Below are 14,731 nucleotides of genomic sequence, written 5' to 3'. Positions count from 1 at the left end.
CGCGGGCGGAGACGGCCGCGGGACGGCTCACTCCTCCCGGTCGCGGTCGGAGCGGCCGCTCGGCCCGGTGATGTCGAGCGGCCGGATCCACCCGTACCAGACGACGAACACGGTGCCGCCGTAGCCCAGGATGAACACGATCCGACCGAGCTCGTTGTAGCCGATCAGGCCAAGCAGCCGTCTGACGATCCCGGTTCCGGCGATGCCGACCAGCAGGACGGTCGCGAGGAGGAGGCGGTCTCGCGTGACCCGCGCACGCCACCCGTCGTCGGAGTCGCTCATACCCCACGTCGGGGTGCCCGACAGGTGAACCCCTCGGTTCGGCGTGCCGAGTGTCCTCATGTCGCTACCCCGCGAAAGGGCTATGAGCTGGGCGTCTCGACGCGTTCCATGGAGTACGCCGAGGTCCCCGCCGAACACGAGGAGGCGTACGGACGAACGCTCTCGTACGCGTTCGCGCCCGAACGAGGGCCGGATCCCGACCGCGAGGGGCCGGACCGTCCGGCGTCGTTCCGGCGGCGCGGGATGTACGACGCCGCACCGGGAACGCCGGTCGAGGAACGGAAGGCCGAGGACCTGCTCGCCGTCTGTGGTTCGTACGACTTCCGTGCCCGGATCCGCGGGGAGTTTCGTCCGCTCGGCGGCGTGTCGGCGGTCGCCTCGCCGCCCGAACACCGGCGGCGGGGCGTCGTGCGTACCATGCTCGCGGCGCTCCACGCGGAGTACCGGTCGGAGGGCGTCGCGTTCGCGGCGCTGTGGCCGTTCGAGTACCCGTTCTACCGGCGGCTCGGCTACGCGCGGGTGAACGACTACTCGCGCCTGACGGTCCCGCCGGGGGATCTGGACGGGGCGGTGCCCGAGCCGGCCGGCGAGTTCGTTCGTCTCCGCCCGGACGACTGGGAACGGCTCGACGCCGTTCACGGCGCCGCGGCGACGGAGCCGCTCGCGCTCGATCGGACCGAGGATTGGTGGCGAACCAGGGTGTTCCAGTCGTGGGAGGTCGACCCGTTCGTGTACGGCTGGGAACGTGACGGACGGCTCCGGGGGTATCTGGTCTACTCCGTCGCCGCCGACGAGGGCGAGGAGGACGGGAAGACCCTCGAGGTCCGGGAGTTCGTCGGCGTCGACGACGACGCGCGCGGACACCTCCTGCGGTTCTGCCGGAACCACGACTCGCAGGTCGAGCGCGTTCGGATCGTCGATCGGGCGGACGTTCGACTCTTCGATCGGCTCGGCGATCCGAGGGCCGTCGAGACGACGGTACGGCCGGGGCCGATGTTCAGGCTCGTGGACGTCCGTGCCGGACTGGAGGCGCTCGAGTACCCGACGGGGGTCGACGGGGAGGTGGTCCTCGCAGTGGCCGACGATCACTGCGAGTGGAACGACCGGACGTTTCGGCTGTCCGTGGACGGCGGGACGGCCGCGTGCGAGCCAGCCGAGGCGGAGCCGGACGTGTCGATCGGGATCGGCGCGCTCTCGCGTCTCGCCGTCGGCTCACACCCGGTCGAGCGGCTGGTCGAACTCGGCCACGTGACGGTCGCGTCCGGGAGCGTGGATGCGAAAGGGACGCTCGAAGCAGCGTTCCCGAGGACCGAGCCGTTCCTCCGCGAGGGGTTCTGAGTCGGTCGATCGCGTCGGTCGACTCACTCGGCGACGGACAGGAAGAACGACGTGACGGCGCCGGCGAGGACGGCTCCGACGGGGGCGGCGACGACGGCGGCGAGGAGGAGTCCCGGCAGTCCGCCACCGTACGCCAGCACGCTCACGACGGGCGAGAACGCGAGCACGGTCAGCGCGTATCCGACGGTGAACAGCGCGTACGGGGCCGTGCCGGCGAGCGAGACGGTGCGGTCCAGCGCCGTGCCGAAGCCGCAGTTCCGGACGACGGCGACGAAGGGGACCCCGTAGATGGCGTACAGGACGGCGAGTCCGAGCAGGATGCCGACGAACACGACGGCCGCGTTCCCGCCGCTTGCGACCGCGAGGAGCGCGAGCAGCAGAACCCCCAACAGGACGACGACTTCGTAGACGAGGACCGGGAGGAAGTGTCGGCGGACGGCCGCCGGGAACGGGGGGCGCTCGCGCTCGCCGATGACGCCGGCGAGGACGCCGAGCAGGCCGGCGCCGAGCGCGGCGCGCACGACGGCCCCGAGGAGGAACGCCCCCGCCTCGCCGGCGCCCACGGTCCGAACGACGCCCTCGGTCACGCCGACCGGCGGTGCGGCGTTCAGGAACGCCCAGACGTCGGGAGTGGGGGAGGGGAGCCCGAGGGTGAGCGAGACGAACTGGTCGCTCTCGACCACCGCGTCGGCCCTGCCGAACCCGAGCAGCGCGCTGCAGAGGGTGACCAGGATCAGGTACGGCGCCTCGCCGACGGCGTCGGCGCCGCGCGAGAGGTGATCGAGGTAGCCGTCGGGCCGGTCGGCGCCGTCTACGGGGTCCGCGGGGGTGGAGGGCGTCGCCATTCGTGTCAGGGCCGTCGCAGGAGGGGGCCGTAAGTGTCTCGGCATCGATCGGGACGTTCTGCCTCCGGATTCCAGGGCGCGTCGGAGGGCGGTTTCACGGGCTCACGGCGGTCCGACGCCACAAACGTTCCGACGAATACATTTATATTAGCTACATTTCAATACAGGTAGGAAATGAAGCTCACGGAGGTCTTCACGGACGGTCGCGCCGTCTCACCCGTCATCGGTGTCATTCTCATGGTCGCGATCACGGTCATTCTCGCGGCAGTTATCGGGACGTTCGTCCTCGGACTCGGGAACAGTTTAGGCGACACCGCGCCGAACGCGAACTTCGACTTCGATTACGACGAAACGGGCGGGAACTCGTACAACGTGACGGCGACTCACAGGGGCGGTGCCACCATTAGCCAGGATAACGCGAACAACGTCACGCTGAGCGACGGGACGAACGAATCGGGATTCGAGGACTTCGAGGACGCGGGCATCAGCACCGGGAGCTCCGCCACGCTCGATCCCGTCGATAACGGGACGGACGTGAGCGTGATCTGGACCTCACCCGATGGGAGCAACTCCCAGGCGCTCGCGGAAGGTAGCACGCCGAACTGACCTCCCCGTCCCGGAGGACGGTTTTCGTCTTCTCGTTCCGGGCCGAAGGCTCGTCGGTTCGACGAAAGCGGCGTCCCCGTCGTCGAGGTCGTCGAACTCCCCTTCGCGATCGGTCCCCTCCCCGTCGACGAGCGGCGCGGCGACACGGTGCGCGGTCGCGAGTCCCTTCGGTGGGTTTCGATCGACGTCGTCGACGACGCGGACGTTCGTTGGACGGTCACGTTCGTGACGATTTCCGTGGGGCCTCGAGTGTCGCTGGTTCCGACATCCGGCGATCTCGAGCCAGTCCCGGAAGGGGAGTTCTGCCGAGGCTGCGAAGGTGGCGCTCGAAGCGGGTGTTGACCCATCGGCGAAGGGGCCACGCGACTTCGGGTTCCTGAGAGTAATCGAGCCTCGGAAATCACTCCAGTTCAGGCGACTCCACGAGTCGCCACGTACGGGTAGAGTCGCTAACGCCCCTCGTTATCAAATTCCGGTGGAAAGTCCGAGGGGGATCCATCGCGTGCATCTCGTTGGGATTCTCAGGCCTGAACGGAACGACATCGGTTCCACCAAGAGCTTATTCCCTCACGCTTTAAGCAGGGACGATGGGAACCTCGGACCCACCTCCAGGGACGTCTATCGATGATCTCCGTGGATTCTTCAGCCAATTAGAGCCGCCGACGAATCCGGTGTCGATCACGGAAGTCACCGAGTTCCTCAGCTGTACGCCGGAGACAGCGCACCGTCATCTCGAGGAACTCGCCGAACGGGGTGAATTACAAAGCAAACGGATCGATGGTTCGATCCGAGTTTGGTGGACCACCGAGGGAGGTGGTAGAGGTCGTCAAGATGCAGCCAGCAAGCAGCTCGGGGCCTTCGTGAGAGCGGTCAAGGACTACGCCATCTTCATGCTCGATCCCGAGGGCCGAATCATCAGCTGGAACGACGGCGCCGAGCGGATCAAGGGTTATGCCGAAGCGGGGATCGTTGGCAAACACGTCTCGACGTTCTACACCGACGACGACGTCGATGATGGCGTTCCCGCTCGAAATCTCGAAACCGCCGTGACCGAGGGCCGCGTCGAGGACGAAGGATGGCGGGTCAGGGAAGACGGCTCGCGCTTCTGGGCGAACGTCACGATCACTGCCATCCGAGACGACGGCACGCTCCGGGGATTCACCAAGGTCACGCGGGACATGACTGATCGGCGTGAGTACGAGCAGCAACTCGAAAAACAGGCCGAGCGGCTCCAACGCCAGCGGGACGAACTTGAACGGGAACTCGACGACGTGTTCGAGCGAATCGGCGACGCCTTCTACGCGCTTGACGACGAGTTCAGGTACGAATACGTGAACGATCACGCCGTAGCGTACCTTGGCGAGCCGGCAAGGAACCTCATCGGTCGGAGACCGTGGGACGTGTTTGACGTCGACGAATCGGACCCGCTCTTCGAGCGGTTTGAAGAGGCGTTCACGACGCAGGAACCGATGAGATTCGAGCGCTACTCGGAGCCGCTCGACGTCTGGACGATGGTCCGGGTGTACCCCTCCCAGTCCGGCCTCTCCGTGTATTTCGAGGACGTTACCCGACGCAAAGTGCGCGAAAGGGAGCTCGAACGGGTGTACGATCTCCTGGAGCGGGCGGAACGCATCGCGGACATCGGCGGTTGGGAGATCGACCCGGACACGCGTGGCGTGTTCTGGACCGACCACCTCTTCGATATTCTGGAGGTCTCCTCCGACGAAGAGCCGCCACTGCACGAAGCTCTCGACGTCTACCACGATGAGGACCGACCGATCGTCGAACGTTCCGTCGAAGAGGCGCTTCGATCCGGCGAACCCTTCGATGTAGAAAGTCGGTTCCGAACGCCCAGCCGCGACGTGCGCTGGCTCCGAATCATCGGTGAGCCGGACGTCGAGGACGGGGAGGTCGTTTCGCTCCGCGGGGCCGTCCAGGACGTCACCGAGCGAAAAGAACGCGAACGGGAACTCCAGCGTGTCCGGGATCGGATGGAGTTTGCCCTCGACGCCACGGATGCGATCGTCTGGGACTGGAACGTCGACCGAAATCGGACGTCGTTCCATCCCTCGGCGGAGTCGTTGTACGGGACCTCCGTCGAGAACTGGGATGACTTCATCGAGATCGTCCATCCGGACGACCGAAAGCAGGTCGAAGAGGGGATCAGGGAATCACTCGAAACCGGCGAGCCGAAGTCCGACGAGATCCGTATCGATCGGGACGGGGAAGAGCGGTGGATCGAAGTTCCGGGTCGGCCCATCCGGGACGAGGACGGCTCGACGCGGATGGTAGGCGTGGCGCGGGACGTCACCGAACGGAAGACCTTCCAGCGTAAGTTGCAGGACTCGAACGAGCGCCTCGAACAGTTCGCGTACGCCGCCTCCCACGACCTCCAGGAGCCACTCCGGATGGTGTCGAGCTACCTCCAGTTGATCGAGCGTCGCTACGCCGACGCACTCGACGAGGACGGGAGGGAGTTCATCGAGTTCGCCGTGGATGGTGCCGACAGGATGAGCGAGATGATCGACGCTCTGCTCGAATACTCCCGGGTTGAAACGGAGGGGGACCCGTTCGAACCGGTCGACCTGGATGCCGTCCTCGAGGACGTCCTAGCCGATCTTCAGATACGGATCGAGGAACAGGACGCCCGAATCACGAGCGAAGAGTTGCCTACGGTCGAGGGCGACGCCATCCAACTCCACCAAGTGTTCCAGAACATCCTGGAGAACGCCATCGAATACAGCGGCGATGCTCCACCCCGAGTCCATGTGTCGACCGAACGAGTCGGCGGCGAGTGGATCCTATCGGTTAACGACGAGGGGATCGGCATCGACCTCGATCACCGGGATCGCATCTTCGAGATCTTCCAACGCCTTCACAGTCGCGACGAGCACGCCGGAACGGGGATCGGGCTCGCGATGTGCAAGCGAATCGTCGAGCGCCATGGAGGCGAGATTTGGGTCGACTCGAAGCCGGGTGACGGGACGACGTTCTCGTTCTCGCTACCCGCACGGACGACGTCCGATTAGTTCGTCGCTGATCGACTGCACATCGTGTTGAATCGCTGACGGCGAGTATCTCATCACGCAGATCGGTAACGAATCCTCTCCGATGGTGACTTCGCGGATGCGCTCGGCAACTGATGCAGCCATCGTCGATCGGATTAAAGCAGGTAGAGCGTCACACTCGCCGAGCGACCTGGCGATCTCCCCGTGAATGGATGCCGAGACCTGGGTGTTCGAGGGAATCGCTATAGATCGGTTGGCCCCACGAGTCGCCACGTACGGTCGAACGACGTGGGATGCCGATCACCTGTTCACCCGCCATCCGTCACGAACGGCGTACCGGGGATGGAGGATTCAGTCGACGATCCTAACACGTTGTCCGCGAACCGCCCGGATCGATGATTGTGACGAATGAAACCGATCTCGGACGGGTCTACCGGTTCCGGTACTCCGGTTCGTTCCCGCCGCGCCACTTGATGGAGCTGCCGCGGGACGGTCGGAACTCCGCGTCGACCTCCCCGGTCGCCAGCAGCGCATCGATGATCCCCTCAGCGTATCGATGATCCCCTTCATCTCGCGCACCGTCGGCGCCTCGTCCGGAACGAGCGCGTCGTCGAGGCGACCGTGGTACGCCGGCCGAAACGTGCCGTCGGCGTTCTTCAGGAGGAACGGATCGGGCGTGCACGTCGCGCCGCATGCGGCGGCGACGGACTGCGCGTCGTCACGAAGGTACGCGTCCCAGCGAACGCGCCCCGCTTCGACGTTCTCGACCATCGCTTCGACGTCGTCGTCGGGATACTCCGACGGGTCGTCGGGATCGATACCGACGACGGCTACCTCGTCGTACCCCTCCGTGAGTCGGTTCAGTTCCGCGAACTTCGACTGCGACGTGGGGCAGTGGTTACGGACGAACACGAGGAGCACGGCTTCGTACTCCTCGAAATCCGCGAGGACGTACCGTTCGCCGTCGGTTCAGCGGAGTTCGAAATCCGGTGCTTCCTCACCCCCGTCGAGTACGTCCCGCGATTCGAGTTCGACCAGAGTCACACGCGTGCCGCGAGGAGGGGGTAGAGCGCGCCGAGGAGCACGCCGAAGACGGCATGGCCCACGAGGCTCGCGGGGTTGAAGTCGGGCACGGGCGGGTTCATCGGTAGGACGGCGCCGACCCACAGCGGCATGACGACCGACGCGGCGAACAGCCAGACGAGCACGCCGTAGGCGACTCCGAGACCGGCCCCCGTGGTGACCCGATTGGCGTACGCGGCGAGCGCATCCAGCCGGACGATCGCCGCATAGACCAGCCCGAACGCGGCGCTGTGGAACAGGTGGACGAGCCAGCCGACCGCGAGCCCCGGCCCGAGCCCGTACAGGCTCGGAATGGCCATCTCGAGGACGTCCGGCATCATCAGCTGCATCATCGCCCCGAAGGCGATCCCACCCACGATGCCCGCGAGCGCCGCACTGACCCATCCGTGTCCGGTGATACCCCTTCGCTCGACGTCGGTGACGGTCTCCGAAGCCATATGGTGCGTGTTGACGTGGCACGAGCAAGCAGGTTTGCCACTCGGGCGTCGAGATCACACGACAGGAATAGCTATAGGCGTCTCCGGGGAGAACTCCTAGCCCCGGAGCCTTCAGGCGCCACGATCGACCGACAGCAGTGAGGTGCAGATCGCTCAACCATCCGCGAACGGTCTCCGCCAACCGATCCGCCTCGGCGAGAGAAAACGAGAGGGGCCGAGCCAACATGTGGGCCATCGCGCAAATTTCGTTATAGAACTCGCGCCGTAGCCGTCGGAGCGAGCGTCGCCCTGACCGCCCGGGAGGAGCGGCGGTCAGGGCGACTCCGTGTGGAGTTGGTCATGCCCGTGGACGGAGAACTACCATGTACCGACGAAGAGGTGAGCAGGACGGGTGCGGTGAAAGCGTCCGTATGTGGGAACGTGAACGTTCCCCGCGTACGGAATCTGCCGGATCTCGCATAGTCCCGGAAGTCCCTCAGTAACTCAATGTGAGGGATTCCGGGGCTCGTTTGGATTCCTTGCTGATCTACCTTCCCGGCCTGTTACCGGCGAGCGACACGTCGGTCGCTGGGACTCGACCCATGAGTGATGTCGTGGCAGCGGCTACACCGCCAGACGTACGCGCCAATCGACGTGAACCCCTTCCCCAGGTCGTTTCTGTGGTCGACCCCCCAGGGTAACTTACAGTTCGGACACGCCTTCGGATGATACTTGGACGCCGGCTCGGAATCAATGGCCTGGGCTGGTTCAGTCAGGTACTTCCGGTGGAGGTTGAGACTCTGAAGTAACGCCTTCGTATCGGCGTGGTCAATCGCAGCAGTGAGCTGGTTCAGCGGTTTTCGCACCCTCTGAAGCCGTTTCTGCAGTGCATCCGGGTCGAGGTCGACCTCGGAGTCCCCAGCTCGCTCGAGCGACACGAGTTCGGCGTTCAACGAATAGAACTCGTCGAGGAGCGCGCTGTACATCCCATACGTGAGCCGCTTCTCGACGGCCGTCTGGAACTCCTCTCTGGACGTAGGGCGCACGATCGTCGCGTCGTAGTGCTGCTCATACAGGATGTCGGGCGAGGAGCACGACGCGATCAGGATGAGCTGACAGTACGGATTGCGGTTCAAGATGAACCGGCGGATGTCCGGTTCGTCCTCCCCGAGGACCGACTGAGAGAGACAGGCGACGGCGACGGTCGAATCGAACACTCGAAATATATCCCGTGGTCTCGCTGCTCGCTTCGTCTGTACGCCTTCAAGCCACATCTCGAAGAGATCCGCGTGTGTCGAACTCTCTTCCAAGAGAAGTACGCTGAATTCGTCCGTGAGTTCTGTGACAGTCATTGCACCAGGAGCCGTCTACTCCGTCAGTGTGATCGCATCCCGGATGGAGAAGGAGAGCCCACCACTGGATTCAGGATACACGTGATTCTCTGACCAAAGACGAGTCTCCTCGTCGTAACCCTCGACCGTCGTCGGTTCGTTGGTCTTCCCCACTTCGCGATACGCATCGTACCGATCCGTCTCGACCGCCTTCGGGAACACGTCCCAGAGGTTACGGCCGAGCATCTCGTCTGCGTCCATCTCGAAGATCGCTTCAGCTTTACTGTCGACGGCTGTGATCTCCCAGCCCGGGTCCACCTCGATGAGCGCGTCCGTCACCCAGTCAATGGTGAGTTGGCGCTCGAGTTCGACCCGAAACGAACCAGCGCCATCGCGAATACGATCCGCCAGAGGCGTGTACTGGTCAGAGCCATTCCCTTTCTGGGGATGGTCCGTTACCCCTGCCGAGATCGCTTCACTGGCGATCTCCTCCCTTCCGCGGCCGGCGAAGAGGATGAACGGAATGTGTTCGTCCAGTGTGCGGACGTCCCGGAGGAGGTCGAGTCCCGACATCTCCGGCATCTCGCGGTCGCAGACGATGCAGTCGACATCGTATTCTGCGAACAGTTCGAGCGCATCGATCGCGTTCGTCGTCGTTTGAACCTGGAAACGAGAATCCTCCTGCGCGAGTGACAACGCGGTTAACTCCCCAAAATCGGGGTCGTCATCGACCGCGAGCACGGCGAGTTGCGGGGATCTAGTCATCTGGATTCTTGTACCAACCGGAAACCGACAACAGTATTTACGATAATCGGTTGTTTTTCAACGAATTATAACTAGAGTATATGAGCGGGTTGTTTAATCAGAAAGCTACTAGAGATCCATCCATAACAGAGTGCTCCCGAAGCCAGTCATTGGTTTCTGACAGTTTGAGACCCGTAACACTGATCCTAAAAGCACAGCTGAAAACACGATGTCACATTTCGGAGGGCGATAATCATCCCTCCCTCTTTTGGGCCCGCGTCAAATATCAATAACAATATTTCCCATGGGAGGACCGTAGTGTGGAACCCCAATACGTTCATTAAAGTTCCCTAGATGCCCTAATCTAGGACGATTAAGAATCAGTAATCAAGACGTAAGGAACTCTGTTTTGATAATTTGGTGAGTGGGTATTTATATTACAAGACACTTCTGCAGAACGCAATGTCAACCAAAATCAAGATTGGTTTGATTGCTGTCATGCTTGTCGTCACATCCGGCGCGTTCGCGGCGAGTGCGTATACGAGCGGGAGTGTCGATCGTGCTGCGAACGTCAACGTCGTGAACGACGATACGGGTCTCATCGCACTTCAGGACGGGAACTCTGGTGACCTCGTCTACCAGAATTCATCCGGTGCCCTCGAGATCGACTTCACGAACGGAAGCGCAAGCGGTGTCAACACAGCGGCTCACTTCGAGCTCGGTGACCAGGCCAACGCGAACGAATCGTACGCGTTCAACCTCACCAACCTCGACGCCGAAGGCCACGACTTCACCTTCGAATACAGTGGTACCGACAGCGAGGACGACGACGAGAACCTCCAGTTCCAGGTGTACGATGACACAGGCGTGCTCCAGACTACCGTGAGCGAGGAGAGTGGTGCGGTCAACCTGAATGGTGTCGCCTCTGGTGATACGTACTACGTCGTCATCGTCGTGGACACCCACGGGCTCACCAGCAATTCCGATCTCTCCGGGACGCTGACGATCTCGGCCTAAGCGGAATCCAGGATTCGTGCTTAGACGTATCGTCATCATAATCGCCGTTTTTGTAGCTATCTTAGTCACGACGCCGGCGTCCCCGGTCCAAGTGTCGTACGTATATTCTGATAGTATGGAACCCACGATCGGGCAGAACGACGGGTACATCGTCGTTCCGGAGGGGACCATCGAGCAGCGAGATATCGTCGTGTTCTGGTCTTCCGAGCGGGAAGAGCACGTCACACACCGTGTCGTTGGACGCTCTGACGCCGGATTGCTCACACAGGGCGACAACAACGACGTCACGGATCAGGCCGCCGGGTATCAGCACGTGCAACGCGAGGACGTTGTGGGTGCGGTTCTCACCGTAAACGGTGATCCGGTTACCATTCCGGCACTCGGAACACTCATCTCACTGGTGACCACGCACCGTCTCACCGTTCTGGGTGTCGCTGGCCTCCTAATAGCAGGGGGCCTGCTATTCGGCTCAAGCGCTCGCCCCGACCGATCCTTCGTACGAGTGAACGACGTACTTCTCCCGTTGTTTGCCATGGCCATCTTTGGAGGGATAGTGGTTCTGCTGGTCGGCGCGATCAGTCACGACCTGACGTACGTGGCCGTTGATGGCACAGTTGGTGGTCAAAATACCCTCTCGATTGGGGAGAACACGACGGAGAGCGTGTTGATCGCCGTTCCATCCACTCCGTTCACCCACCGAATGGTGAGCACTGATGGAATGACGATCCAGAATCAGACCGCCAACGCGTCGTCTATCTCTGCGGAGGTGTTCATTCCTGGTCCGACAGAACGTGGGGCACACACGACGAGCATCACCGTCTATCGATATCCGGCGGTTCTTCCCGAACGCACGATCCAGACGCTGCATTCCGTTCACCCCGTAGTTGCGTCGTTTACGACGGTCGGGGTGTTGTTCATGCCGTTCTTCATCCTGTATGCGCTCTTTCTCGACGGCCAGCAACCGCTTCGGTCATCGCGGTCTCGACGGCGATCCCATCTCGGGGGGAGGGATCGATGAGGAAACGTCGTTCCCGTCGCCGCGGATCGAACGCGACGTTCCCGGCGTTGATCATGCTGGCGAGTGGCGTCCTCGTGATGTCCGTCGTGATGGGAAGCGGGGGGATGGCGACGGCGTCCTTTACGACCGTAGACGCACCGCGAAATTCGGCCGTAGACGTGACTTCGGACGAGCTCGGTGCTCACTCCCTCGATGTTGCTCAATCAGTCTTCATCAACTCGACTAGCTCCCTCGTGACCGTGACCAATCGGCTGGGGCGAGACGTTACGATCACCGTGGGCCTTCGCGATGACTCCGAACACATCGGCGACCTCGTCGTCGATGGAACGGTGGTCGGTAACGCCACCTCGTTCACGCTCACGCAGGGGACAGAACGGACGGTGCAAATCGAGATTCCGGACGACGCTTCTCTCACGGATGAAACCGTGTATTTTTATGTCGATGCGTCCGCGCCGGGACTTGAAGTGACGGCACCAGACAGGAGTGCCCCGGTGAACGAATGATCCGATACCCCGGACTCGCGCGAACGAAACTATTCATTTCCGACTACGGCCGAGAGTTGGCAGCCGTTCTCGCCGTGATCGGAGTCCTGTTCATCGGAGGGGCAGGTTGGATATACGCACATCCGCCGACGACCACCGTCACGGATCAGACGAACGAGCAAACGATTCGGTCGACGCTCCACCCGAGTGCTGTCGTCACTGGGGATAGTGCGCTGTATCGTTCCGGCGAACGTGTGGAGAACCAGCCGATCTATCTCATAGCCGCTACTCCGAACCTCACGCTCACTTTAGAGACGACTGTACCTGCCGATCAGCCGGTCCAAGTGGATCAGCACGTCGAACTCGTGATGCAGGCTGCGCACAATGAGGATGCGTTCTGGCAGGAAACTCGCGACCTCGAGCGGAGTCGGAAGTCGACATCAAATGGGTCAGTGACGACGTCGACGAAGATCAACGTCCCTCAGCTCAAGGAGCAGGTAAGACCCATCGAAAACGAACTCGGGAGAGATGGCTCACTCCGCGTGTTCGTCCGCGTGAGGACATCGTACGAAACGAGTCAGTATTCAGGGACCCTCAACCGGACGACTCCACTCCAACTCTCCGAGCGTTCGTACGAGATCGACCCGCTCACTCTCGAACGAACGGAAAGTACACCGGAAACGCGGGAAGTCGTGGTTCCCACACGAGACACGTCCGCGTACGCGATTCCCGCTGGAATAGGCGTAACTGCGCTTCTTATCGCTGGAGTCGTCGGGGGCCTGTACAGTCGACGGGAACAGTGGGGAGCAGTCGAAGACCAAATCCACCAGAACCGGTACGCCGAATGGATCTCTGAAGGGACGTTATCACCAGGGATCGGTAGTCAGTACGTGCAAGTTGACTCCCTCGAGGATCTCGTCGATATCGGAATCGATATGGGAAAGCGTGTGATCCAGGACTTCGGTAAGGACGCGTATGCGGTGATCGACGGAGAGATCGTCTATTACTACGGTGAGGGAACTCCGTGGCCGGAACGGACGTCGGAGCCTATGACAACGGATGAATCCGCGAAGGGTGATGAGCGCGATCAGAATGGTTCGTCGGACGGAAATCCACCGTGATCCCTCTTGCACGGTATGCTACGGGGAGTTCCATGAACGGCCCATTCGCGGAAGCGATCGTTTCACCGATTTCGTTTGTGAACTCTCTTCCCTCGTGAACCAAATCTGTTCCATTACTATGCGTCGAAAATCCCGTGCCTCCCTCCCCTCCACGCAAACCAAAGTAAACCAGTGACCAAGCCTGTGAAGTGAGCCGACACTGCCACGCCATCTGGACGTGGTTCGAATCCGAAAAACCGCTTCACAGTCATATACGCATCTGCAGCCAGGTACAGTACAATTAGGAGTTTCAACCCCCAGACGAAAAGCTCCCGTCTCTCAAGACTGATCGAGTCTAAGCGCTCGGAGAGGTTCGTTAACGAGACAGGAACAATGTACCCCGATACTGCCATCGTCAATCCACTCGCTCCTCTCGATAACTCACCGTATCCGAAAGCGACGGGTGCAGAGAGTGCGAGGTAGGGAATCATAATGGCGAACGTGAGGAAGGTCAACCATCCAACTCTGTTCTCAACCCACGCTCCTAACGGGACAAAGATGAACAGATTATTCCAAAAGTGCGGCCATCCCGAGTGCATCCACGGTGCAAGGAAGATGTAGGACAATTCCGCGATTGCCGGATTAACGACGTAAACTAACAGCATAATGCCCGCTAGGGTGAAGGTGACCAGCGTCCGGGGAAAGTTATCGATGCTCACTGAATCCTACCTTGACCGTTCTTGACAAATACATCGTGGAATCAGCATTCATTCTATCGTCTGAACACCAATCTCGAGGACGCATATACCGGAAATACTACGTTTTCTGTTCGTAGGACTGCGCTCGCGGCGCTCGACCGGGACGCCCGCCGACCGTTGCATCGGGAGTACTCGATCGAATCGCGCGAGGTCGAAGTCCGGTGAGGAACCTTCCGACCGGGGCCGTCCCGCGGCGGCCTCCTGGGGTGGATCCTCATCGGGTTCGCCGAACGAGGGGAGATCGAGCAGCGGGAGAATCCCGCGGTGATAGGCGGCGTCGTCGGGCATCATGTTCGGGCGCTCGATCGCGGCGATGATGTCCTCGGAGTCGACCGAGTGGACAGGATCCCCGCGAGGCGCTCCCGAGGTCGTACTGTCCGGTGGTCCGGACGAACATCACGCGGGTTCACCTCCGTTCCGCCCCGGACTTGTCTCCGGGTCGGGAACGTCTACCTCACGGCCGGCCGCGCTTCCGCGGTGGAGACGGTTGCTGTCGCAGTTGGGACAGCGATGCGCGCGGCCCTGCTCGTCTCCGAAGACGCGGCGGAAGCCCTCGGGGACGTGCTCGCCACAGTGTCGGCACTCGGCCGCGGGCCGGGCTGCACCGGGCCAGACGTGGCTCACGCCGAACACCTCCGTTCGGCTAACGAAAACCGATGGATGGCGCTGGGGGTATGAACGATGCATCCCGAACTAACCGCAG

General features: G+C 61.9%; 15 protein-coding genes and 1 pseudogene. 7 read left to right on the top strand and 9 right to left on the bottom strand.

All coding sequences use genetic code 11. From position 1 onward, the window contains the following. Positions 1-27: 27 nt before the first annotated feature. Complete coding sequence (locus HUG12_RS16375) at positions 28-282, bottom strand: hypothetical protein (RefSeq protein ID WP_179269807.1); 255 nt, start codon at positions 280-282, stop codon at positions 28-30. A 108-nt stretch (positions 283-390) separates the two neighbouring features. Between HUG12_RS16375 and HUG12_RS16370 the strand changes: the two genes are divergently transcribed. After that, the gene (locus HUG12_RS16370; RefSeq protein ID WP_179269806.1) at positions 391-1,620 is read left to right on the top strand and encodes a GNAT family N-acetyltransferase; all 1,230 of its coding nucleotides are present in this window, start codon (positions 391-393) and stop codon (positions 1,618-1,620) included. A gap of 23 nt (positions 1,621-1,643) precedes the next feature. Here the strand turns inward: HUG12_RS16370 and HUG12_RS16365 are convergent, their stop codons facing one another. Further along, entirely contained in the window at positions 1,644-2,465 is an 822-nt protein-coding gene (locus tag HUG12_RS16365) for a hypothetical protein (protein ID WP_179269805.1), read from the bottom strand. 174 nt (positions 2,466-2,639) lie between these two features. Between HUG12_RS16365 and HUG12_RS16360 the strand changes: the two genes are divergently transcribed. Both HUG12_RS16360 and HUG12_RS16355 read left to right on the top strand, forming a co-directional pair. Then, positions 2,640-3,071, top strand: a complete 432-nt coding sequence (locus HUG12_RS16360; RefSeq protein WP_179269804.1) for a type IV pilin — start codon at positions 2,640-2,642, stop codon at positions 3,069-3,071. Between the two features lie 587 nt (positions 3,072-3,658). Next, positions 3,659-6,100 carry a PAS domain-containing sensor histidine kinase gene (locus HUG12_RS16355; protein WP_179269803.1) on the top strand — a complete coding sequence of 814 codons (2,442 nt, stop codon included), beginning with the start codon at positions 3,659-3,661 and terminating at the stop codon, positions 6,098-6,100. A gap of 409 nt (positions 6,101-6,509) precedes the next feature. Here HUG12_RS16355 and HUG12_RS16350 read toward each other — a convergent pair. The 4 genes and pseudogenes from HUG12_RS16350 to HUG12_RS16335 form a co-directional block, all read right to left on the bottom strand. Next, positions 6,510-7,117, bottom strand: a pseudogene (locus HUG12_RS16350) (thioredoxin family protein). A gap of 2 nt (positions 7,118-7,119) precedes the next feature. Beyond that, positions 7,120-7,599 carry a histidine kinase gene (locus tag HUG12_RS16345; protein ID WP_179269802.1) on the bottom strand — a complete coding sequence of 160 codons (480 nt, stop codon included), beginning with the start codon at positions 7,597-7,599 and terminating at the stop codon, positions 7,120-7,122. 542 nt (positions 7,600-8,141) lie between these two features. Continuing rightward, positions 8,142-8,930 carry a hypothetical protein gene (locus tag HUG12_RS16340; RefSeq protein ID WP_179269801.1) on the bottom strand — a complete coding sequence of 263 codons (789 nt, stop codon included), beginning with the start codon at positions 8,928-8,930 and terminating at the stop codon, positions 8,142-8,144. Between the two features lie 15 nt (positions 8,931-8,945). After that, entirely contained in the window at positions 8,946-9,674 is a 729-nt protein-coding gene (locus HUG12_RS16335) for a response regulator (RefSeq protein ID WP_179269800.1), read from the bottom strand. A 441-nt stretch (positions 9,675-10,115) separates the two neighbouring features. On the opposite strand from HUG12_RS16335, the gene HUG12_RS16330 reads away from it, so the two are divergent. From HUG12_RS16330 to HUG12_RS16315, 4 genes are all read left to right on the top strand, one after another. Further along, a complete protein-coding gene (locus HUG12_RS16330; protein WP_179269799.1) occupies positions 10,116-10,670 on the top strand; it encodes a hypothetical protein in 555 nt (184 codons plus the stop codon). 16 nt (positions 10,671-10,686) lie between these two features. After that, positions 10,687-11,688, top strand: coding sequence for a signal peptidase I (locus HUG12_RS16325; RefSeq protein ID WP_179269798.1), 1,002 nt, complete (start codon positions 10,687-10,689; stop codon positions 11,686-11,688). A 77-nt stretch (positions 11,689-11,765) separates the two neighbouring features. Next, entirely contained in the window at positions 11,766-12,191 is a 426-nt protein-coding gene (locus HUG12_RS16320; protein WP_179269797.1) for a hypothetical protein, read from the top strand. After that, positions 12,188-13,291: a DUF5305 family protein gene (locus tag HUG12_RS16315; RefSeq protein WP_179269796.1), complete on the top strand. Its 1,104-nt coding sequence runs from the start codon at positions 12,188-12,190 to the stop codon at positions 13,289-13,291. The genes HUG12_RS16320 and HUG12_RS16315 overlap by 4 nt, the downstream gene beginning before the upstream one ends. Positions 13,292-13,407: 116 nt before the next feature. Here HUG12_RS16315 and HUG12_RS16310 read toward each other — a convergent pair whose 3' ends face one another. The 3 genes from HUG12_RS16310 to HUG12_RS22210 form a co-directional block, all read right to left on the bottom strand. After that, positions 13,408-13,989, bottom strand: a complete 582-nt coding sequence (locus HUG12_RS16310; RefSeq protein WP_179269795.1) for a rhomboid family intramembrane serine protease — start codon at positions 13,987-13,989, stop codon at positions 13,408-13,410. Positions 13,990-14,037: 48 nt separating this feature from the next. Then, complete coding sequence (locus tag HUG12_RS16305; protein WP_179269794.1) at positions 14,038-14,316, bottom strand: hypothetical protein; 279 nt, start codon at positions 14,314-14,316, stop codon at positions 14,038-14,040. A gap of 108 nt (positions 14,317-14,424) precedes the next feature. Beyond that, a complete protein-coding gene (locus HUG12_RS22210) occupies positions 14,425-14,715 on the bottom strand; it encodes a DUF7563 family protein (RefSeq protein ID WP_449405258.1) in 291 nt (96 codons plus the stop codon). Positions 14,716-14,731: the final 16 nt, after the last annotated feature.

It is taken from the genome of Halorarum salinum (assembly GCF_013402875.1).
GTDB lineage: Archaea > Halobacteriota > Halobacteria > Halobacteriales > Haloferacaceae > Halorarum > Halorarum salinum.
Note: the sequence above shows the minus strand (reverse complement) of the source record. Positions and strands in the feature narration are given on the sequence as shown.

Excerpts from the sequence above, each read along its gene's own strand:
- HUG12_RS16375 (WP_179269807.1), bottom strand. The coding sequence starts at position 282 with ATGAGCGACTCCGACGACGGGTGGCGTGCGCGGGTCACGCGAGACCGC.
- HUG12_RS16370 (WP_179269806.1), top strand. The coding sequence starts at position 391 with ATGGAGTACGCCGAGGTCCCCGCCGAACACGAGGAGGCGTACGGACGA.
- HUG12_RS16365 (WP_179269805.1), bottom strand. The coding sequence starts at position 2,465 with ATGGCGACGCCCTCCACCCCCGCGGACCCCGTAGACGGCGCCGACCGG.
- HUG12_RS16360 (WP_179269804.1), top strand. The coding sequence starts at position 2,640 with ATGAAGCTCACGGAGGTCTTCACGGACGGTCGCGCCGTCTCACCCGTC.
- HUG12_RS16355 (WP_179269803.1), top strand. The coding sequence starts at position 3,659 with ATGGGAACCTCGGACCCACCTCCAGGGACGTCTATCGATGATCTCCGT.
- HUG12_RS16345 (WP_179269802.1), bottom strand. The coding sequence starts at position 7,599 with ATGGCTTCGGAGACCGTCACCGACGTCGAGCGAAGGGGTATCACCGGA.
- HUG12_RS16340 (WP_179269801.1), bottom strand. The coding sequence starts at position 8,930 with ATGACTGTCACAGAACTCACGGACGAATTCAGCGTACTTCTCTTGGAA.
- HUG12_RS16335 (WP_179269800.1), bottom strand. The coding sequence starts at position 9,674 with ATGACTAGATCCCCGCAACTCGCCGTGCTCGCGGTCGATGACGACCCC.
- HUG12_RS16330 (WP_179269799.1), top strand. The coding sequence starts at position 10,116 with ATGTCAACCAAAATCAAGATTGGTTTGATTGCTGTCATGCTTGTCGTC.
- HUG12_RS16320 (WP_179269797.1), top strand. The coding sequence starts at position 11,766 with ATGTCCGTCGTGATGGGAAGCGGGGGGATGGCGACGGCGTCCTTTACG.
- HUG12_RS16315 (WP_179269796.1), top strand. The coding sequence starts at position 12,188 with ATGATCCGATACCCCGGACTCGCGCGAACGAAACTATTCATTTCCGAC.
- HUG12_RS16305 (WP_179269794.1), bottom strand. The coding sequence starts at position 14,316 with ATGCCCGACGACGCCGCCTATCACCGCGGGATTCTCCCGCTGCTCGAT.
- HUG12_RS22210 (WP_449405258.1), bottom strand. The coding sequence starts at position 14,715 with ATGCATCGTTCATACCCCCAGCGCCATCCATCGGTTTTCGTTAGCCGA.